Below are 17703 nucleotides of genomic sequence, written 5' to 3' on the forward strand. Positions count from 1 at the left end.
TTAAATTTATTGGAGATTTTATCTTAATTCTAATACAAAAATGTTTAACGCTAAAAGTATTTGGCATAATAGCAAAAATCCATATCAAAAGAGTTAAGGTTGGCCGTATATTGATTATATATTAGCGTCAACGACAAATAACAATAACAATAACAATTAAACACAAAATAATATGAGTAATAACGGAAATACAGTTTTAGGAATTTTAGTAGGTGCAGCAGCAGGTGCAGCATTAGGAATCTTGTTTGCGCCAGATAAAGGAAGTGAAACAAGACGACGAATCGCTGAAGAGGCTGAGGCGAGAAGAAACCAACTTGCAGAAAAGGCAACAGAATTAAAAGATTCTATTGGAAATTCTATTTCAACACAAAAAGGTAATTTAGATAGTCAAGTTGAATCTATTATGTCTAACGCAAGTTACAAGGCGGAAGATGTCATTACTACCTTAGAAGCAAAGTTGAAAGACTTAAAGGAAAGAAATAAAAATCTTCAGAAAAACAGTAAATCAACAAAGACAGCAAAAACAGCCTAGTCAATGAGTGTATTTAATGATATTAATAATACAACCGATAAAGCGTCAGAAATTGGTGAGCGTTACTTAAAAACGTCTCACCAATATTTTAAGTTAAAGGTCTTCCAACAACTTACACTGACAATGAGTTTGCTCGCCAAGATATTGTTAATTGGTGGCATAGTTTTTATAGGTATTATTTTCTTGGCCGTAGCATTGGCTATTGAGTTGGGTAATGTTTTTGAGAGTTTGGTATTGGGTTACCTATCTGTTGGGATCATATTTTTGGCGGTGGCACTTATAATCTATAGTCTCCGGGCAAAGATCAACAGGTTTATTATTAAAACATTTAGTTTAAAATTTTTCGATTGATATGAAAGTATATTCATCATTTAAAGATATTGAGAACAACCTTAAACGATTAAGGTTAGAGCGAGATATTGCTTGGGAAGAACTTAAACTTATGAAAAATGAGTATAAAGAAGACCTAAAGCCATTAAACTGGGTAAGTTCAGCTTTAAAACTTACTGGAAAATATGGACTTATAGCTTTAATACGCAAGTGGATATTTAAGTAATTTTATACAGCGCCTACTGTAATCTTACTCACCATTTGTTTCCTAAATTGGTTGGGTGTAACTCCGTATTTTTCTTTAAATATTTTAGAAAAATAGCTTCTACTGGTAAAGCCTATGGTGTACACAATTTGTGATATATTTAAATCTGTTGTTCTCATTAATTCTCTTGCAGATTCTAACCTTACATGTCTTATATATTCGGTAACAGTTCTGGAGAAAAGAAATTTAAAACCATCTTGAAGTTTTGCTTGTGATAACCCACATTCTGCCGAGAGGTCGTCTAGATTATAGTCTAGTGAAGGCTCTTTAAGAATTTTGTTGCCAAGCTTTCTTATTTTCTTTAACTCACTTTTTACCAGAGACGTCGGCAAAGGTACGCCTTGTGACTGTCTATTGTAATGTTGAATATGTAACGATAATATTTGGTAAATTTGAGCTTCCATTTTTAAGATTTTCACCATGCCTTTTTGCTTCACGTTATGCAGTTTTTTGACATGGTCTGCCATTTTAAGATTCAAAGCTCCGTAATGCGAAAATCTATTTTCGTGGTCGGTGTCAACAAAAACATTTTGCAGTTTACTATTTAGAGAAGATACTTTTGTAGTTCTTTTTTTAAGAAAATCTTTTCTTATGATCTGAATGAAATTTATATCTAGTTCGGTATTTTTCTTAAACTTAAAGTAATCAAATCCATCTGTTTTATTGGTAGTTATCAATGTTTGGAACCGTTCTACTAATTCTTCACGGCTATTAATACCAAACCTATGGTAAAATTCACCGTTTAAATTGTAGATGAAACGAACCGGATTAAACTCGGTGGCTTCTATCTTTAACGTAATATCTTCATGAAATATAATGTTGAATATCATAACATTAACTCCCCAATCAAAAGTAACTACTCTTATGTTTCCTTTTGCGGTATTATTATTAACATCTAACCTAGACTTTCCCCAAGAATCAATAATTTCTCCACCTATACTTTGTTGGAGTTGCTCAATAATCTCTCGAGTGTCTTTAGCACTGATTAATACTTCTTTCATAAATAAGTTAGCTCTATATTAAAGGTTTAAAATCAATGTAGGAATACTCGATTTCTCCTATATGTTCATAATAATCTTTACCTTTTTTCAGCTGATCCAAATATGTGCTTGTATCGGCTTCATTAAAGGTATATTGTTTTAATAGTTCGTTAGAAAGCAATATATATTCTTCACAATCTATTTTATTTTTTAGCAAGCGGTGAGCTACAATTACATCTTCTCCCACAAGTTTAATGTGTTTTCCTATCTGTACTGAATCTACACCTTTTGCAAAATGGAGTACTATTTTAAGGCCTAAGGTTTGAGATATTTTTTTGCCATCTTTAACATCTTTAAAATCATCATGTAATGCCCTTAACTGTCTGTAAAATTGGGTATAAAAGAATTCACATTGGGCTATTAAATCTTTTAATGGAGGCAACTCACCTCTTTTAAAAAAAAGCACAGCATCACCTTCAATTTCGGACACCTTTAGTCCGATCTCATTAGAATAGATAATTTCGTTTAATAACGACGGTACGACCTTAGAATTTAGCTCATAGTCTGTCTCACTCATAAATTTTGTAAAACCACTAATATCAGGGATGCAAATAAGCATAATTGTATGATTAAAAAATTTATGACAAAGTTCGGCTAATATAACTAATTTACTACTATTTGCATCTAAAAGGGATACATTTTAATTTAAATGAGCACATCTTCGGTTTAGAGTCCTATTAATTTTATAAGCAACAAAATATAACTATACAAACTATGACAATTTACGAAGCGATAAGAAGAGATCATGATATTCAAAGAAATCTATTGGATAAATTGGTGGACACTTCTGGAGACACTGCTAAAAGAAAAGAACTTTTTAAATTACTTAGAAAAGAATTAACAATACATGCAAATGCTGAAGAACGACATTTTTACAAACCTCTTATCCCAACAGATATGATGCAAGAGCATGCTAGACACGGTATTGCAGAGCATCATGAAATAGACGAGTTGATTGAACAGCTAGAAGATACCGAAATGGATTCTTCTGCATGGTTAAAAATCGCCAAAAATTTGAAAGAAAAAGTTGAGCACCATTTAGACGATGAGGAACACACGTTCTTTCAATTATCAGGTAAAGTTCTTAGTGAAAAGCAAAAGAAAGACTTAGCCAATAATTATAATAACTACATGAAGGATCATAGATAGTTCTATGAAGAAATGCTTTGAGAAACAAAACTGTTGATTTAGATTTCGCTAAGCGGTTATACACCCAGCCCGAAAAATTTATCGACAGTTTTGATTTTAAATATGCAACTGACAAAAAGTTGAATATAGTGAGGGAATCTAGAAAGGGTGAAATAACCTATTCTAAAAATGGTAAATCAGTTACTCAAAAAGCCACTCTCAAACGCATAAAAGAATTAACTATACCACCCGCTTGGGAAAACCTAAATACAGCTTCTAATAAAATAGCTCATATATAGGCTATTGGGAGGGATGAAAAGGGGAGAAAACAATACATTTACCACTTCAATTGGAACCGGTTAAGAAACCAAACCGAATTTTACAAAATGTATGCCTTTGGTCAAGGCTTACCTGAATTGAGAAAGAGAATTGAGACCGACCTTGAGTCGCCTAAATGGACTAAGCAAAAAGTTCTAGCTTTGATTATAAGCCTACTCGAAGAAACACATATTAGAATTGGTAATTCTTATTGTGCTTCTACAAAAAACACCTATGGTTTATCTACTCTTAGAAGTAGGCATGTAGATATATATAAAAATAAGTTAAAATTTGAATTTAAAGGAAAGCGAGGTAAAACACACCGCGTAACGATTAAGAATAAAAAACTTATAAAATTAATACAGCAATGAGAGGAAATTCCTGGATGGGAATTATTTTAAGTATTACGATGAAGATGGTGCAAAACATTGCGTGGATAGCTCGTCGATGGTTAATGAATATTTACAAGACATTTCCGGTGAGCTATTTACGGCTAAGGGTTTTAGGACTTGGGGTGCAAGTAAAATATGTTTTGAAATCTTAATGAAGCTAGGAATCGAACTAGACAAAGACCATGCAAATAAGAAAGTCTTAACAGCTGTAGATAACGCAGTAAAAGCTTTGGGAAATAAAAGAAATGTTGTTAGAAAATATTATGTGCACCCAAAAATTACCGAAAGTTATCTCGATGGAACAATTAAGCCTTATTTCTCCAAACATTAAAGTAAAAGTATCGATGGATTAACAGAAACAGAGACTTCAATGCTTAAGCTTATAAACAATTACAAACCAACAATATGAATTAAATCATTAGTGTCAATTTCTGTAGCATTTGCATTAAGATTAACTAAAGCTGTTGTTTAATTTTATGGTAGAAAAGAAAGAGGGATACACTTAGACTAATAAATGGTAGACATCCCAAAAGTAAATTATCTATAATCAAATAAAAATAGTTATGAGCACATACACAGAAGAAGTCGGAAATAAACTAAACGCGTTGTTGGAAAAAACCTATGACGCAGAGAAAGGATTTAAAAAGGCCGCCGAGAATGTTGATAACCCTTCTTTAAAAGCTTACTTTGAAAACAAAGCACAAGAACGTTATAACTTTGGTCATGAACTAAAGAGAGAGATTAGAAGTTTTAACCAAGATGTGGATAAAGGGGGAAGTCTAACAGGGACAGTGCATAGAGCATGGATGGATTTAAAAAGTCTATTTTCTAGTGATGATGAAGAATCCATGTTAGAAGAAGCAATAAGAGGCGAAAAAGCAGCAGTAAATGAATATGAAGAGATATTAAAGGAAACAAGTCTGCCTCTGAGCACTAAATCCATATTGCAATCACAAAAAAATATTATTAACGAAGGTCTAACAAAAATTAATGCTTTAGAAGATATCCATTAATAATTTAGTTAGTAGGTTAGATCGAAGGAGGGCATTTGTCATAAGTGCCCTTCTTTTTTTATATGATTTACGATAGTTTTTAATTTGAATCAGTTAATCATAAGCTGTTGATTAAGTTAACTTTATAGTAAGAAATTTGATAGTCAAGTTTTGAATTTTAAACATTAAAATCATAAAATTATGTTACGTTGGACAATCACATTTGTAGTAATTGCATTAATTGCAGCGATATTAGGATTTGGAGGAATAGCAGGTGCAGCAGCAGGAATAGCTAAGGTAATCTTCTTTATATTCTTGGTACTTTTTATAGCCTCATTATTTAGAGGCCTAGTTAAAAAGTAATTAATTATATTTAAAAGAATAAAATTCCACTTTAACACTAAAAACCATTCATTATGAAAAAATTAATTTTAGCATTTGTATTATTATTTACAATGTCAACAGCGTTAACAAGTTGTAGAGAAACGAAAAACGATGTAGCAGATGATGTAGAAGATGTCGTTGACGATGTAGAAGACACGGTAGATTAAAAAAGAAAACAATCTAGTTTATTGACAAAAAAAAAAGACCTCGGCTTAAAACCTGAGGTCTTTTCTTTGTAGTCATTCCACCCTCACATAATTTTCAGAGTATATCCTATTGCCATCTTCGTCCAGTTCGATTTGTTGAAATTTATTCGTCTGTAAATCCAATTCAAAAATAAATTCCTTTTTCTCTGCAATTACCTGATCCATAACCGCTGAACCAAAATCCAGGACTTCTGTCAGTCGTTCACCATCGTAATCGTAAGTGCCATAACCAAACCATTCCGAAGAATCTGCAGGTCTGTGTTTGCACCACATTACCTTAGTATCAGAATACATTTTTAGTTGCCTAAATTCTGGATTCATCTCAAAAGAATCTACAACCACATTGTCTTTGTAGTTATAAAAGCCTGTAAGTTCCCATGTGCCCTTAAGGCTATTAAGTTTGTCTTGTTGTTCTGTTTCTACTTCCGTAGAGTTGTCATTTTCTGGAGCTTCCTTGCAAGAGAATGCAAGAGCCAGAGCGAGGCTAAAGATTAGGAATTTAGATGTCATGATTTGTTAGATTTTGCTATTTAACACTTAAAAATTACGAAATTTAAAGGACAAAGTGAAGCGATTTATAATATTTATAACACCATTGTTAGTGTTGATAACTTCTATGTAAGGATTTAATCAAAAATCCTACTTTTGTCCTGTAATAAAATACAAGATATGTCTGATACAATTGAAAAAATAAAATGTTTGATAATAGGTTCTGGACCTGCAGGCTATACAGCAGCCATTTATGCGTCTAGAGCGAATATGGCTCCTGTGTTATACCAAGGTGAGCAACCTGGTGGTCAGTTAACGACGACTAATGATGTTGAGAACTTTCCAGGATACCCAGATGGTATTACTGGGCCAGAAATGATGATTCAACTCCAAAAGCAAGCCGAGCGCTTTGCTACAGATGTGCGACATGGTTGGGTAACAAAGGTGGATTTTTCTGGAGATGTTCATAAAGTTTGGGTAAATGATGAAAAGGAAATTCATGCCTCAACTGTTATTATCTCTACAGGTGCTTCTGCGAAATATTTAGGGTTACCTTCTGAGCAGAAATATTTACAACTTGGTGGAGGGGTTTCAGCATGTGCTGTCTGTGACGGTTTCTTTTATAAAGATCAAGAAGTTGTTATTGTTGGAGCAGGAGATAGCGCTTGTGAAGAAGCTCATTATTTGTCTAAACTTTGTAAAAAAGTGACGATGTTGGTAAGACGCGATGAGTTTAGAGCCTCAAAAATTATGGCTAACCGTGTTAAGAACACAGAAAACATTGAGATATTATACAATACTGAAACTGAAGAGGTTTTAGGTGACGGCCAAGTTGTTACTGGAGTTAGGGTTTTCAATAACCAAACAAATGAAAAGTTTGATATACCTGCAACCGGATTTTTTGTTGCAATAGGTCATAAGCCAAACACTGATATCTTCAAGGATTATTTAGATTTAGATGAAACAGGTTACATTATTAATGCAGTACCTGGTACAAGTAAGACTAATGTTGAAGGTGTTTTTGTAAGTGGTGATGCTGCGGACCATGTTTATAGACAAGCTGTTACAGCTGCTGGTACTGGATGTATGGCGGCTCTAGATGCAGAACGTTATTTAGCAGCTAAAGAATCTGATTTTGAGGTATCTACCTCTACCTATAATTAATTGAATCAAATAATAATAATTGATAAGCCGAAGTTTATAGCTTCGGCTTTTTTATTTATAGGGTAATCTGGAATATAAATATTTTCGGTAAATATTTAAAAAATACCTTCACATGACAAAAGTCATAATTATTCCATGTTTTTATGTCAATCTTTGTACCCATAAATATAAAAGTTATGACAAATTTATTAAGAAAAAAGACCCTATCAGCTTCTTTAGTTTTTTGCTTGTTATTATTTACAAAAATTTCAGTAGCTCAAACTTACAATTTAGATGATAATGCTTCATTTTTAGAAGTGCACGGCACATCATCCTTGCATGATTGGCATGTTGATGCTGAAACACAGAATGGTAAAATTACTGTTTCTAACCTAGATGATTTACAGTTAAATGCCCTGTCCTTTTCTGTCGAATCCGAAAGTCTTAAAAGTGGAAAGTCGGGAATGGATAAAAACACCTACAAGGCATTAAATACAGATGAGTATAAAACAATAACTTTTAAGATGTCTTCAGTTAAAAGTTTAGAATTGGTGTCAGATAATAATTATAAAGTATCTGTTATTGGAGATATGACCATCTCTGGAGTTACAAAATCTATTACTATTGATTTAACACTGAAACTAAAAGACAATAAAATATGGATTGAAGGTGAAAAATCAATAAAAATGACAGATTATGGTATTGAACCACCTAAAGCACTGTTGGGCACTATTAAGACCGGCGATGACATTAAAATTATTTTCAAATCAGTTTTTCAGAAATAAAAATCAACCATTAAAATTAAAATTAACTAAAACAATTAGATATGAAAAGAGCATTTAAATTAGTAAGCATTTTCCTTGTTTTAATGATCAGCTACTCTTTGTCTTCTCAAAACAAGAGTAAAAGAGATTTAGACAATTATAGACAACCAGATAAAAGAGGTATAAACGTGTTTGAGGCACCAAAAGATACCATTACATCCTTTAATGATGTGTATGTAAGAATTGGTGGTCAATCTACGTTACAGTATCAGGATTTATCACACGAAAATTCTGGTGCGGTAGAACTAAAGGAAATTGGTGGTAATTTTAATCTTGCTACCGCAAATTTAGATATAGATGTGGTATTATATGATGGTGTTAGAATGCATTTAAGAACTTATTTATCATCACGTCATCACCCAGAACCTTATGTTAAGGGTGGATATCTTCAAATCGATAAATTAGATTTTATTAGTGAAGGCTTTATGGAAGATTTTATGAATTATACTACTTTAAAAGTCGGACATATGGAGAACAATTATGGTGATGCACACTTTAGACGTTCAGATAATGCACAGGCCATTTATAATCCATTCGCAGGAAATCTTATTATGGATGCTTTTACCACAGAGGTTGGTGCCGAGCTTTACTATCAGAGAAATGGATTTTTAGGTATGGTGGGCTTTACTAATGGTAAATTAAACCAAGATGTTGCCAATCCTGATACTGGAGGTGCTTCATTTTTAGCAAAAATCGGTTACGATAAGCAAATCAATGATGATTTTAGATTTAGACTTACAGGTTCTTTATACAATACAGGTGCCGTTAGAAGTTCATATTTGTATTCTGCAGATAGAGCAGGATCTAGATATTATTTTGTGCTAGAAGATACGGATGCTACAGCTAAGGCCAATTTTAGATCAGGTCGTTATAATCCTAGTTTAAGAAATGAGATTACGGCATTTATGTTTAATCCTTTTGTAAAATATAAAGGCTTAGAATTCTTTGGAACTTATGAATCTGCTACTGGTAAAGCCAACTCTGAAACTGATGATAGAACGGCTACCCAACTAGCTGGTGAATTAATTTACAGATTCGGACAAAATGAAAAATTCTATTTAGGTACCAGATATAACAAAGTTGATTCTGAAGATATTTCTGGAGATGATATTGAAATTACCAGATTCAATGTAGTTGCAGGTTGGTTCTTGACCAAAAATATTATGGCAAAACTTGAATATGTGACGCAAAAACATGATGGCTACAGTTCAGGTAGTATTTTTGATGAAGGTCAGTTTGATGGCTTAATGTTAGAAACAGTTATTAGCTTCTAATAAAAATTAAATAAATAAGAGGGTCTCTTTATAGGGACCTTCTTTCTATATTCATTGTACATGCGCAATATTAAATATTTTTGTATTCTTATTTTTTGTATTGGCAGTTTTTATGCATTTAAATCGCCAGGTTTTAAGACTTTCAAAGCATTTTTAACATCAGAAAGTGAATTAATAATTAAAGGTCATTCAAATGTAAATGATTTCCAATGCCAATACGATATTACTGAATTATCTGACTCTATAGCAATTAGTTATAGAATGGTTGGTGATAACTTATCATTTTCTAAAGCCAAACTTGAACTCAAGAGTTTATCATTTAATTGTGGAAATAAAGGAATAAATAAAGATTTTAATAAATTATTAAAATCTGACGTGTATCCTAAAATAAGAATAGATTTAGTTAGTGCAGAGAGTAGCATAGAGGATTCTGAATTGGTCGTAACGGTAGATATTACTATATGTGGCATCTCTAAGTCTTACGAAATCCTGATACAGGTCAACAAACGTAACGGCGATTTGCTTGTATGCGGAACATTGCCTATTGATATTAATGACTTTCAGTTAGAACCACCCAAGAAAATGTTAGGTCTTATTAAAGTATCAAATGAGATTGAAATTGATTTTTCTCTAGTTGTCGTTAAAAATTAATTGTATCAACGTTTCTTTTTTTGAAGTTTGGCTGTGTCTTCAAACAATGTTATGGTAATTTCAGGACTTCCAAAAAGATAGACTTCACTATCTCCAGAAGCCGCTATAGTTATGCTGTCAACAGCCGAAATGGTTAAGTCACTATTATCTTCTAAAGTAGCATTTACAGTTTTAACATCAAATTTTGGGCTATTGAAGTTTGTTGAGTTATCCAATCTTATTACAGAGCTGTTTGCTGAGCCTTCAATAACAGCATCAGAACGCAGAAATAAATCAAAATCAGCTACTTTACTATTAATAAGTGCATCTAGTTTGCTATTATCGCTAAGTTCTACTTTGGTTGAATCTGCCGTTAAATTTAATCGTGTTTTGGATTTACCAGAACTTTTGTAAACAAAGTTTTTGGCGTTAATATTCAAATAAGCTCTAGAGTTGTCTGAAGTTGTCAAGGTAGCATTACCAAGCTCCATGGAAGTTAAAGACCTTATCTCTCCATCGCCTTTGGTTTCAATATGCTGTAGGGCATCACCATAATTAACGGTTATAAGGAGTTTCTTTTTTGATGTAATTCGCATGGTTTCTACAAAAGTGAGTACACCATCTGCAACATCAAATTGTATGACATCATGTAGGTTGTCATCTGCTTCTACATTTACGGAAGGCTTACTGTTATATACAATTTCAATAGAAAAATCACCATTGACAACAATCGTATGAAAATCATCTATGTACGTTTGTTTAATGGTAACATTTCTGTCTCCTTTAATCTTTTCTTGTGCAAAAACGGTTGGAGCTGTCACCATTGTTGCAATCAGAATAAGTAATAATTTTTTCATGTATAATGTTTATTAAACTATAAATATGACACAAATCAAGGATAATGTCACTTTTAAAGCTATTAAACAAATATATACAAAAACCGCCCCAAACTCTATATAGAATTTAAAACGGTTTTTAATTGATTGATTGCTAAGTAGTTACAAAAATATTAAAATTCTATTTTTGTTTTTTTTTAGCGTTTAGTTTCCTCGTACACTGCCAGAAGAACTATCGGATTTATCTACTTTTTCTGGGCTGCCAGAATATCTGATATCAGCACCACTTGTTGCTCTTGCCGTTAGCTCTTTTGAAGTATTAACTGAAATATCTGCACCACTAGTGGCTTTTACTTTTGAGGTTTCCGCTTTTAAGCCCGAGGCTTCAATATCGCTACCACTTGTAGCTTCGGCAATTAACGTTTTTGTTGTTCCGGTAAGTTTTATATCACTACCACTGGTAGAATGGCAATTTAAGGTTGTTGTATTAACATCTAACCTTATGTCCGCACCACTTGTACAGTTAAGTTCTAACTCATCAACATCTATGGTGTTGGTTGAATAGACGTCACTCCCGCTAGTTGCCTTTATGGCTGAAATGTCAACTATATTTAGATTAACTCTTCTAGACGCCGCTCTTCTTATGTTTTCTGTAGTGTAGATTCTCAATACACCGTTTTCTGTCTCGGTCATAATAAGATCGTGAAGATTTTCATCTGCTTCTACATTTATTGATACATCATTACTTTGTGTAATGTAAAGATCTAAACCTTGACTCACTTTTATGGACTCAAAGTCATTTGAAATGGTTCTTTCTTGGGTTACAACATTTCGATTGCCATCTACGCCTTCTCCAAAATTCATGGAAAAGTCACAGGACAGCATCAATATGCTTAAAATACTTGTTACTACTACTCTTACTAATGTACTCATGATTTCTGTTTTTTTTTCTGATTGATAATGATGATTGTTTCACCTAAACTGTTGCAATACCGGAAGCCATTAGGAATCCGATACTGCACAGCAAAAGCGATTTGATTGATTGGTTCATTTTTTGATTGATTGATGATACAAATTTGTATGATTTAATTATGGTTTTCAATTTAAAACTGACGAACTGTTGAATCTTTATCCTCAATTGTCATTAACTATAATATCAACACCATCTTCATTGATTTGAACGTTAACTTCAGACGCTTCTTCATTGGACGAAGATGGTCCAGGAGTGTTTTCGTAAAATGGTGAATCACCTTCTAGTTCTATAACGTCGTCCTCTTCACAATTAAGACACTCTACATCATCCTTTATAACTTTAAAGTATTTACCACTTTTAGCATCTCTTAGAATATTATTGTTATACCCAATAGAGTAGCGTTGATATCGTCTTACATTTTTATCGGTATAAAGTATGGTTCCCTCTGGTATATAAAGAATTAATCTTACTTCTTGTTCACTGAACTTATTGTTAACATCTGTAGTTAAATAAGCATCAAGTTTCAACGTATTACCAGATAAAGCATAATTGTAATTAATATTTTCTGCGCGTTTTTTTGCTGTGTTATAATTGCTTCCAGTGGCTTCTTTTTCTACGATTATTGAGGCTACAGAATCTGCTGTTGATCTTACAATAAACCGAACATCGGAAGAGACAAGGTTTCGACCATTATCATCTTCAATAATTTTAAATCCGCTGCTATGGTCATAGTAATAACTGTTGTAATTATCCAAGCCAGTCATACTTAAATTTATAGTGTCTCCGGCTTTTATATTCAACTCGGTTTTGGCCGTTACTTTAGCATCAAACGCATGTTCTGAAGCTTGCTTTATTCCAATTATCACGAGACCTATAATGGAAATTAACCACAACCCTAATAAGGTGAATTTAGCCACATTACCAATAGATTTTAGGTTATTGACCAATATCTTTAATCCTAAATAGAATATAAAGAAGAATGGTATACCTATAGCAAAGAACAAAAGCATTGAGACTAACCAAATTGGAATATTAGCGGCATTGGCGACATCTATAAAGTCCATTCCTGGAAAGTGAACGGCATCCGTAATTCCGATAGAAAATAGGGCAACAATTAGAGCTATCAAGGTGCTAATACCAACTATAATTAAGATGACACCTATAAACTTTGCAATAACTTTAAGGAAGAACATTAAGATGTTTCCTATAGTGTCAAAAAACGTTTGGGAACTAGACTTTATACGATTACCTTGTTTTTTGTAATCCACATTTTTTACTGTATCCGAAATGCTTTCGGTAACATTGTCGAGTTCTTCTAATATCGTATTCCCTTTCTCTTTTAAATTAGCATTCTTTACAGTTTCTGCAACCGAATCAATGCCGTCCTTAATTTTTTTTTCAATGTTACTGATGTTCACAGGATCACCAGTCATGGTCAGTTTTTCGGCTGTGGTCTTTGCTTCTGGCACTAAGGCCCAGAAGATAAGATAGATAAAGATGAACGTACCACCAGAACCTAAGGCTAATAATAACCAGATCAATCGCATCCACATAGAATCGATTGCAAAATAATGACCTAAACCTGCGGCAACACCACCAATATATGAGTTGTCCGTATCTCTAAAAAGCTTTTTTGTTGGTCTTCGGTCATACGATTGTTTTGCACGTGGTTCGTCTTCAAAGATTTCGTCATCAACCAAATAATCTTCTGGTTGTCCCATAATAGCAATGACTTCATCTACTAATTTAATACCAACAACTTGCTTGTCGTTTTCTATACGCTCCGAGAACAGTTCTGCGATGCGTGCTTCAATGTCCGAAATGATTTCCGAACGTCCTTGAGAGTCTGTAAATGAACGTTTTATAGCCTCAAGATAGCGTTGTAATTTAAGATATGCATCTTCATCTATATGGAAGAATATACCTGCTAAATTTATATTGACTGTTTTATTCATTTTTTCGTTGTTTTTGTACTGGTTACTAGGTTAACTGCATTTTGTAAATCGCTCCATGTGGAGTTTAATTCGTTTAGAAACAGTTTTCCTGTTTCCGTAAGACCATAATATTTTCTAGGCGGTCCAGATGTGGATTCTTCCCAGCGGTAACTGAGCAGTCCAGCATTCTTTAATCTTGTTAATAGCGGATAAATAGTTCCTTCTACAACAAGCATTTTTGCGTCTTTTAATGTGCCCAGAATCTCTGCAACATAGGCATCTTCATCTTTTAAGATGGATAAGATGCAATACTCCAGAACACCTTTACGCATTTGTGCTTTTGTGTTTTCTATTTTCATGTGTGTTTTCTATTTTTTATTAAAGTCACATGCAGTTCGCGCACGCAGCATATTGTTTCATTTAAAATTATTGATTGCGCTCGTGTCATGTGATATGGTTCTTTAATTCAATTAAACTGTTCATTTTTTGATTGATTATTGATGAAATACTGAAATAACACTTTGATTAATTTTAGCGTGATAAATCAGTTTAAATTATTTTAAAAAATTAATGGTCAACGGATATTTATAGTTGTTTCCATCCCTTGCTGCTAAACTTGCTCTTACGATCAGTGCTAATTCTATTATAAATGCTATTATAGCTAATGCGCCTAATCCACCTCCTATATATAATAGAGGGGAGGGTTCACCTACGTTGATATGAAAATCATGAAATCCATGAAAATCGATAAAATCTAAACCTCTAAAAAGTTTAAAGATGAAAAACGGAACACTTATGGTACCTATAATAATGGCATACAACAAAACACTAATCTGAAAATTAATGGCCTGCTTACCATGTTGATCGATGAATTCTGACTTTTCTTTATTCGCTGCCCATAACACTATTGGACCTATAAAATTTCCAAACGGAATAATAAACCTCGAAAAGGTGGACAAATGTATGAATGTCGCTAAATTTTTATGGTGGTTGTCTATCATTTTTTAAAAGCATATAATAGTTTCTTATACAAATATATGTCTTTAAAAAGGTATTATGTTACGCATAGTACTAAAAATTAACATTTTTTTAACATTAGTAGTGTTGGGATATTTCAATTATTTTAGTGGAAATTTTAAACCCTCAACATGAATATATCACCGTCTAAACTCAATAAGTTCCTTTTGTTTAAACTACCTGCAGCCTACTTTACGGGAGTAAGAACTAAGCATCTAGACGATACAACTTGCGTGGTCTCTGTAAAACATCGCTGGATTAATCAAAATCCATTCAACTCTATGTTTTGGGCTGTACAAGGTATGGCGGCTGAGTTAACGACTGGTGCATTGGTGATGAAAAAAATAAGGGAAAGCGGTAAAAAGATTTCTATGTTGGTAGCCAATAATAATGCCTCATTTACAAAAAAAGCAACAGGAAGAATCACCTTTAAATGCAAAGAAGGCTATAAAATAGATGAGGCTATTGCAAAAGCGATTGAAACTGGAGAAGGACAAACCGTTTGGCTAAATTCAAATGGTGTTAATAAAGATGGAGTGGAGGTGTCTTCTTTTAATTTTGAATGGACTTTGAAAGTGAAAAGTTAGAAGTAAAAAGTTAAAAGTTAATGTCATTGCGAGCAAAGCGTGGCAATCTCATTAATTCTTGCAATAATTTTATATGTAACAAAAACCAATTTTCCACAACATATAATTGAATCAACTAAAAACGAAAAAATATCATGGAAAAATTACCAGACTTTACAGACAGAAATGCCCACGAAATAGATTACCGAATTTACGGTGAAGAAATGCAATATGTAGAAATAGAACTCGATCCACAAGAAGCAGTCATCGCAGAATCGGGAAGTTTTATGATGATGGACGATGGTATTAAGATGGACACCATCTTTGGAGATGGCTCACAAAAAGATAAAGGCTTTTTAGGTAAAATTCTAGGAGCGGGTAAGCGTATCCTTACAGGCGAAAGTTTGTTTATGACAGCATTTTATAATGACCTTACGGGAAAACGCAATGTATCGTTTGCATCTCCATATCCTGGAAAAATTATTCCGATAGACTTAAATGTATTTGGAGGAAAGTTTATCTGCCAAAAAGACGCTTTTCTTTGTGCAGCAAAAGGTGTAAGTGTTGGTATAGAGTTTTCAAAAAAATTAGGAAGAGGTCTTTTCGGAGGTGAAGGTTTTATTATGCAAAAGTTAGAAGGTGATGGTATGGCGTTTGTCCATGCAGGAGGTACGATGGCAGAAAAGACTTTGCAAGCTGGTGAAACTTTACGTGTAGATACAGGTTGTCTTGTTGGTTTCACGCAAGGTGTGGACTACGATGTGGAATTTGTAGGAGGCATTAAAAACTCCATCTTTGGAGGTGAAGGTTTATTTTTTGCAAGACTACGTGGACCAGGAAAAGTATATATACAATCCTTACCATTTAGTAGATTGGCAGGACGTGTTTTAGCGTCAGCAGCAAAAGGTGGAGGAAAATCTAAAGGTGAAGGCAGTATTCTTGGCGGTTTAGGCGATTTGTTAGATGGTGATAATAGGTTTTAGTATTAAGCTTTTGTAAATCAACGACTTAAAATGTAAGAATTCTCTTTTATAATTATTTGTACTCAACGTAGTAATTATACTTTTAACATAATAAGCTGTTAAACTTATTAGATTCTTTCAAATTTTTTATAACTTGAAGTCGTTAATTGAAACAATAGCCTATAGAGAAAAATTACTTTTGTAGAACCTAAAACTTAAAATTACCTATGGCGAGAGCAATGTACGAGTACACTAAAACGGTACTCAGCAAGGTTAGTTTTGATGTGACATTATTCTGTAAGGAAGTGCAAAAAGCAGTAAAGCGTTTACTGCCTCACGAACTCGAGGAATTAAGAATTTTTATTCAGTCCCTAATCAATCAAAACCCAGAATTAAATCAATGTCTAATATATTTAAAAGCATAAAAAAGAAGCGACTTACGAGTCGCTTTTTTTTTATTTGATGTTTTGCTAGTTATTTTGCTAGTGGACTAACAATCTCAACATTACTAAAAGCTATAGCTCCACGAATAATACCAGAAATTGAACTGTGTAATGCATCAATAATTTGCATCTTAAGTTCACTTTTATGATATATTAAACTTACTTCTCTTGCTGGAGAAGGCTCGGCAAAGTGCCTTAGGTTAGGATTCAACTTTTCTTTAATATCTAAAGTGTGTAGATAGGGTAGAAGCGTCATGCCCATACCTTCGTTAGACAGTTTTATAAGTGTTTCAATACTGCCGCTTTCTAACTGAAAATGATCATCTATCTGATTTTTAAAGGCTTTACATAAGTTAATGACACCATCTCTAAAACAGTGTCCATCCTCTAATAGCAACATATCGTCAATTTCAAGATCAGAAACTTCGAGGGTTTTCTTGTCACGTAGTCTATGATTGGTAGGTACATAAGCAACAAAGGGCTCGTAATACAAAGGACGCTCTTTTATATTGTCGCTCTCTAAAGGTGTCGCGGCAATAGCAGCGTCTAAGTGACCATCGCTAATACGAGTTATAATTTCTTCAGTGGTAAGCTCTTCTATTTTTAATTTTACTTTCGGGTATTTTTTAATAAAATTATTTAAGAACATTGGTAAAAGGGTTGGCATTACAGTTGGGATAATACCCAATCTAAACTCACCACCAATAAATCCTTTTTGTTGATCAACAATGTCTTGAATCCGGTCCGCTTCGTTAACAATGTTTCGAGCTTGATAAACGATTTTTCTACCAACATCTGTGAGCTCAATGGGTTTTTTACCTCTGTCAAAAATGGTTACATCTAATTCATCTTCAAGCTTTTGAATTTGAGTACTGAGAGTAGGTTGTGTAACAAAACATTTTTCCGCAGCCTTTGTAAAGTTCTTGTGCTCCGCTATGGCTAAGGCGTATTTAAGTTGTGTGATTGTCATAAGTATTCATTTAGGCTATAAAAATATAAAAACTATTTATAAAAACTATAGTTTA

25 protein-coding genes are annotated in these 17703 nt (G+C 33.2%); 16 read left to right on the forward strand and 9 right to left on the reverse strand.

Annotation, left to right across the window (positions count from 1 at the left end; all coding sequences use genetic code 11):
- Positions 1 to 172: 172 nt before the first annotated feature.
- From F1003_RS12275 to F1003_RS12285, 3 genes are read left to right on the forward strand one after another with little or no spacing between them, the layout of a single operon-like run.
- Positions 173 to 532 (forward strand): YtxH domain-containing protein, encoded by a 360-nt coding sequence (locus F1003_RS12275; protein ID WP_155089726.1) that lies wholly within the window; start codon positions 173 to 175, stop codon positions 530 to 532.
- Positions 533 to 535: 3 nt separating this feature from the next.
- Positions 536 to 883, forward strand: a complete 348-nt coding sequence (locus F1003_RS12280) for a hypothetical protein (protein ID WP_155089727.1) — start codon at positions 536 to 538, stop codon at positions 881 to 883.
- 1 nt (position 884) lies between these two features.
- Complete coding sequence (locus F1003_RS12285; protein ID WP_155089728.1) at positions 885 to 1088, forward strand: DUF6327 family protein; 204 nt, start codon at positions 885 to 887, stop codon at positions 1086 to 1088.
- A 2-nt stretch (positions 1089 to 1090) separates the two neighbouring features.
- On the opposite strand, the gene F1003_RS12290 is transcribed toward F1003_RS12285, so the two are convergent.
- Positions 1091 to 2128, reverse strand: coding sequence for a helix-turn-helix domain-containing protein (locus F1003_RS12290; protein ID WP_155089729.1), 1038 nt, complete (start codon positions 2126 to 2128; stop codon positions 1091 to 1093).
- Positions 2129 to 2141: 13 nt separating this feature from the next.
- Positions 2142 to 2684 carry a DUF2652 domain-containing protein gene (locus tag F1003_RS12295; protein ID WP_235898377.1) on the reverse strand — a complete coding sequence of 181 codons (543 nt, stop codon included), beginning with the start codon at positions 2682 to 2684 and terminating at the stop codon, positions 2142 to 2144.
- Between the two features lie 197 nt (positions 2685 to 2881).
- Between F1003_RS12295 and F1003_RS12300 the strand changes: the two genes are divergently transcribed.
- From F1003_RS12300 to F1003_RS12315, 6 genes are all read left to right on the forward strand, one after another.
- Positions 2882 to 3316: a hemerythrin domain-containing protein gene (locus F1003_RS12300; protein WP_155089731.1), complete on the forward strand. Its 435-nt coding sequence runs from the start codon at positions 2882 to 2884 to the stop codon at positions 3314 to 3316.
- 17 nt (positions 3317 to 3333) lie between these two features.
- Positions 3334 to 3594, forward strand: a complete 261-nt coding sequence (locus F1003_RS16955; RefSeq protein ID WP_235898378.1) for a DNA topoisomerase IB-related protein — start codon at positions 3334 to 3336, stop codon at positions 3592 to 3594.
- A gap of 87 nt (positions 3595 to 3681) precedes the next feature.
- On the forward strand, positions 3682 to 3984 hold the full coding sequence (locus F1003_RS17195; RefSeq protein ID WP_262884634.1) for a hypothetical protein: 303 nt from the start codon (positions 3682 to 3684) through the stop codon (positions 3982 to 3984).
- 61 nt (positions 3985 to 4045) lie between these two features.
- Positions 4046 to 4336, forward strand: a complete 291-nt coding sequence (locus F1003_RS17200) for a hypothetical protein (protein WP_368732364.1) — start codon at positions 4046 to 4048, stop codon at positions 4334 to 4336.
- 232 nt (positions 4337 to 4568) lie between these two features.
- The gene (locus F1003_RS12310) at positions 4569 to 5018 is read left to right on the forward strand and encodes a ferritin-like domain-containing protein (protein ID WP_155089732.1); all 450 of its coding nucleotides are present in this window, start codon (positions 4569 to 4571) and stop codon (positions 5016 to 5018) included.
- 180 nt (positions 5019 to 5198) lie between these two features.
- Entirely contained in the window at positions 5199 to 5360 is a 162-nt protein-coding gene (locus F1003_RS12315) for a DUF1328 domain-containing protein (protein WP_155089733.1), read from the forward strand.
- A 260-nt stretch (positions 5361 to 5620) separates the two neighbouring features.
- Here F1003_RS12315 and F1003_RS12320 read toward each other — a convergent pair whose 3' ends face one another.
- Positions 5621 to 6097, reverse strand: a complete 477-nt coding sequence (locus tag F1003_RS12320) for a hypothetical protein (protein ID WP_155089734.1) — start codon at positions 6095 to 6097, stop codon at positions 5621 to 5623.
- A 159-nt stretch (positions 6098 to 6256) separates the two neighbouring features.
- On the opposite strand from F1003_RS12320, the gene trxB reads away from it, so the two are divergent.
- From trxB to F1003_RS12340, 4 genes are all read left to right on the forward strand, one after another.
- Positions 6257 to 7240: a thioredoxin-disulfide reductase gene (trxB, locus tag F1003_RS12325; protein WP_155089735.1), complete on the forward strand. Its 984-nt coding sequence runs from the start codon at positions 6257 to 6259 to the stop codon at positions 7238 to 7240.
- A 176-nt stretch (positions 7241 to 7416) separates the two neighbouring features.
- Positions 7417 to 8004, forward strand: coding sequence for a YceI family protein (locus F1003_RS12330; protein WP_155089736.1), 588 nt, complete (start codon positions 7417 to 7419; stop codon positions 8002 to 8004).
- Between the two features lie 41 nt (positions 8005 to 8045).
- Positions 8046 to 9317, forward strand: coding sequence for a hypothetical protein (locus tag F1003_RS12335; RefSeq protein ID WP_155089737.1), 1272 nt, complete (start codon positions 8046 to 8048; stop codon positions 9315 to 9317).
- Positions 9318 to 9377: 60 nt separating this feature from the next.
- Complete coding sequence (locus tag F1003_RS12340; RefSeq protein WP_155089738.1) at positions 9378 to 9968, forward strand: YceI family protein; 591 nt, start codon at positions 9378 to 9380, stop codon at positions 9966 to 9968.
- Between the two features lie 5 nt (positions 9969 to 9973).
- Here F1003_RS12340 and F1003_RS12345 read toward each other — a convergent pair whose 3' ends face one another.
- The 5 genes from F1003_RS12345 to F1003_RS12365 form a co-directional block, all read right to left on the reverse strand.
- On the reverse strand, positions 9974 to 10804 hold the full coding sequence (locus tag F1003_RS12345; RefSeq protein WP_235898379.1) for a GIN domain-containing protein: 831 nt from the start codon (positions 10802 to 10804) through the stop codon (positions 9974 to 9976).
- A 183-nt stretch (positions 10805 to 10987) separates the two neighbouring features.
- Positions 10988 to 11716, reverse strand: coding sequence for a head GIN domain-containing protein (locus F1003_RS12350; protein ID WP_155089739.1), 729 nt, complete (start codon positions 11714 to 11716; stop codon positions 10988 to 10990).
- Between the two features lie 201 nt (positions 11717 to 11917).
- The gene (locus F1003_RS12355) at positions 11918 to 13711 is read right to left on the reverse strand and encodes a PspC domain-containing protein (protein WP_155089740.1); all 1794 of its coding nucleotides are present in this window, start codon (positions 13709 to 13711) and stop codon (positions 11918 to 11920) included.
- A complete protein-coding gene (locus tag F1003_RS12360; protein WP_155089741.1) occupies positions 13708 to 14049 on the reverse strand; it encodes a PadR family transcriptional regulator in 342 nt (113 codons plus the stop codon). Before F1003_RS12360 ends, F1003_RS12355 begins: the two co-directional genes overlap by 4 nt.
- A gap of 195 nt (positions 14050 to 14244) precedes the next feature.
- Positions 14245 to 14691: a DUF4870 domain-containing protein gene (locus F1003_RS12365; protein WP_155089742.1), complete on the reverse strand. Its 447-nt coding sequence runs from the start codon at positions 14689 to 14691 to the stop codon at positions 14245 to 14247.
- Between the two features lie 147 nt (positions 14692 to 14838).
- On the opposite strand from F1003_RS12365, the gene F1003_RS12370 reads away from it, so the two are divergent.
- From F1003_RS12370 to F1003_RS12380, 3 genes are all read left to right on the forward strand, one after another.
- Entirely contained in the window at positions 14839 to 15294 is a 456-nt protein-coding gene (locus F1003_RS12370) for a DUF4442 domain-containing protein (protein ID WP_155089743.1), read from the forward strand.
- Between the two features lie 134 nt (positions 15295 to 15428).
- The gene (locus tag F1003_RS12375; protein ID WP_155089744.1) at positions 15429 to 16256 is read left to right on the forward strand and encodes a TIGR00266 family protein; all 828 of its coding nucleotides are present in this window, start codon (positions 15429 to 15431) and stop codon (positions 16254 to 16256) included.
- Between the two features lie 206 nt (positions 16257 to 16462).
- Positions 16463 to 16660 (forward strand): hypothetical protein, encoded by a 198-nt coding sequence (locus F1003_RS12380; RefSeq protein WP_155089745.1) that lies wholly within the window; start codon positions 16463 to 16465, stop codon positions 16658 to 16660.
- 49 nt (positions 16661 to 16709) lie between these two features.
- Here the strand turns inward: F1003_RS12380 and F1003_RS12385 are convergent, their stop codons facing one another.
- On the reverse strand, positions 16710 to 17648 hold the full coding sequence (locus tag F1003_RS12385) for a LysR substrate-binding domain-containing protein (RefSeq protein WP_155089746.1): 939 nt from the start codon (positions 17646 to 17648) through the stop codon (positions 16710 to 16712).
- Positions 17649 to 17703: the final 55 nt, after the last annotated feature.

Source organism: Winogradskyella ouciana, from assembly GCF_009709615.1.
Lineage (GTDB): Bacteria > Bacteroidota > Bacteroidia > Flavobacteriales > Flavobacteriaceae > Winogradskyella > Winogradskyella ouciana.

Coding starts and splice junctions, on each gene's coding strand:
- F1003_RS12285 (WP_155089728.1), top strand. CDS start 885: ATGAAAGTATATTCATCATTTAAAGATATTGAGAACAACCTTAAACGA.
- F1003_RS17195 (WP_262884634.1), top strand. CDS start 3,682: ATGTATGCCTTTGGTCAAGGCTTACCTGAATTGAGAAAGAGAATTGAG.
- F1003_RS12345 (WP_235898379.1), bottom strand. CDS start 10,804: ATGAAAAAATTATTACTTATTCTGATTGCAACAATGGTGACAGCTCCA.
- F1003_RS12365 (WP_155089742.1), bottom strand. CDS start 14,691: ATGATAGACAACCACCATAAAAATTTAGCGACATTCATACATTTGTCC.
- F1003_RS12380 (WP_155089745.1), top strand. CDS start 16,463: ATGGCGAGAGCAATGTACGAGTACACTAAAACGGTACTCAGCAAGGTT.
- F1003_RS12330 (WP_155089736.1), top strand. CDS start 7,417: ATGACAAATTTATTAAGAAAAAAGACCCTATCAGCTTCTTTAGTTTTT.
- F1003_RS12385 (WP_155089746.1), bottom strand. CDS start 17,648: ATGACAATCACACAACTTAAATACGCCTTAGCCATAGCGGAGCACAAG.
- F1003_RS12290 (WP_155089729.1), bottom strand. CDS start 2,128: ATGAAAGAAGTATTAATCAGTGCTAAAGACACTCGAGAGATTATTGAG.
- F1003_RS12335 (WP_155089737.1), top strand. CDS start 8,046: ATGAAAAGAGCATTTAAATTAGTAAGCATTTTCCTTGTTTTAATGATC.
- F1003_RS12315 (WP_155089733.1), top strand. CDS start 5,199: ATGTTACGTTGGACAATCACATTTGTAGTAATTGCATTAATTGCAGCG.
- F1003_RS12375 (WP_155089744.1), top strand. CDS start 15,429: ATGGAAAAATTACCAGACTTTACAGACAGAAATGCCCACGAAATAGAT.
- F1003_RS12360 (WP_155089741.1), bottom strand. CDS start 14,049: ATGAAAATAGAAAACACAAAAGCACAAATGCGTAAAGGTGTTCTGGAG.
- F1003_RS12340 (WP_155089738.1), top strand. CDS start 9,378: ATGCGCAATATTAAATATTTTTGTATTCTTATTTTTTGTATTGGCAGT.
- F1003_RS12300 (WP_155089731.1), top strand. CDS start 2,882: ATGACAATTTACGAAGCGATAAGAAGAGATCATGATATTCAAAGAAAT.
- F1003_RS12280 (WP_155089727.1), top strand. CDS start 536: ATGAGTGTATTTAATGATATTAATAATACAACCGATAAAGCGTCAGAA.
- F1003_RS12320 (WP_155089734.1), bottom strand. CDS start 6,097: ATGACATCTAAATTCCTAATCTTTAGCCTCGCTCTGGCTCTTGCATTC.
- F1003_RS12355 (WP_155089740.1), bottom strand. CDS start 13,711: ATGAATAAAACAGTCAATATAAATTTAGCAGGTATATTCTTCCATATA.
- F1003_RS12370 (WP_155089743.1), top strand. CDS start 14,839: ATGAATATATCACCGTCTAAACTCAATAAGTTCCTTTTGTTTAAACTA.
- F1003_RS12275 (WP_155089726.1), top strand. CDS start 173: ATGAGTAATAACGGAAATACAGTTTTAGGAATTTTAGTAGGTGCAGCA.
- F1003_RS12350 (WP_155089739.1), bottom strand. CDS start 11,716: ATGAGTACATTAGTAAGAGTAGTAGTAACAAGTATTTTAAGCATATTG.
- F1003_RS12310 (WP_155089732.1), top strand. CDS start 4,569: ATGAGCACATACACAGAAGAAGTCGGAAATAAACTAAACGCGTTGTTG.
- F1003_RS12295 (WP_235898377.1), bottom strand. CDS start 2,684: ATGAGTGAGACAGACTATGAGCTAAATTCTAAGGTCGTACCGTCGTTA.
- trxB (WP_155089735.1), top strand. CDS start 6,257: ATGTCTGATACAATTGAAAAAATAAAATGTTTGATAATAGGTTCTGGA.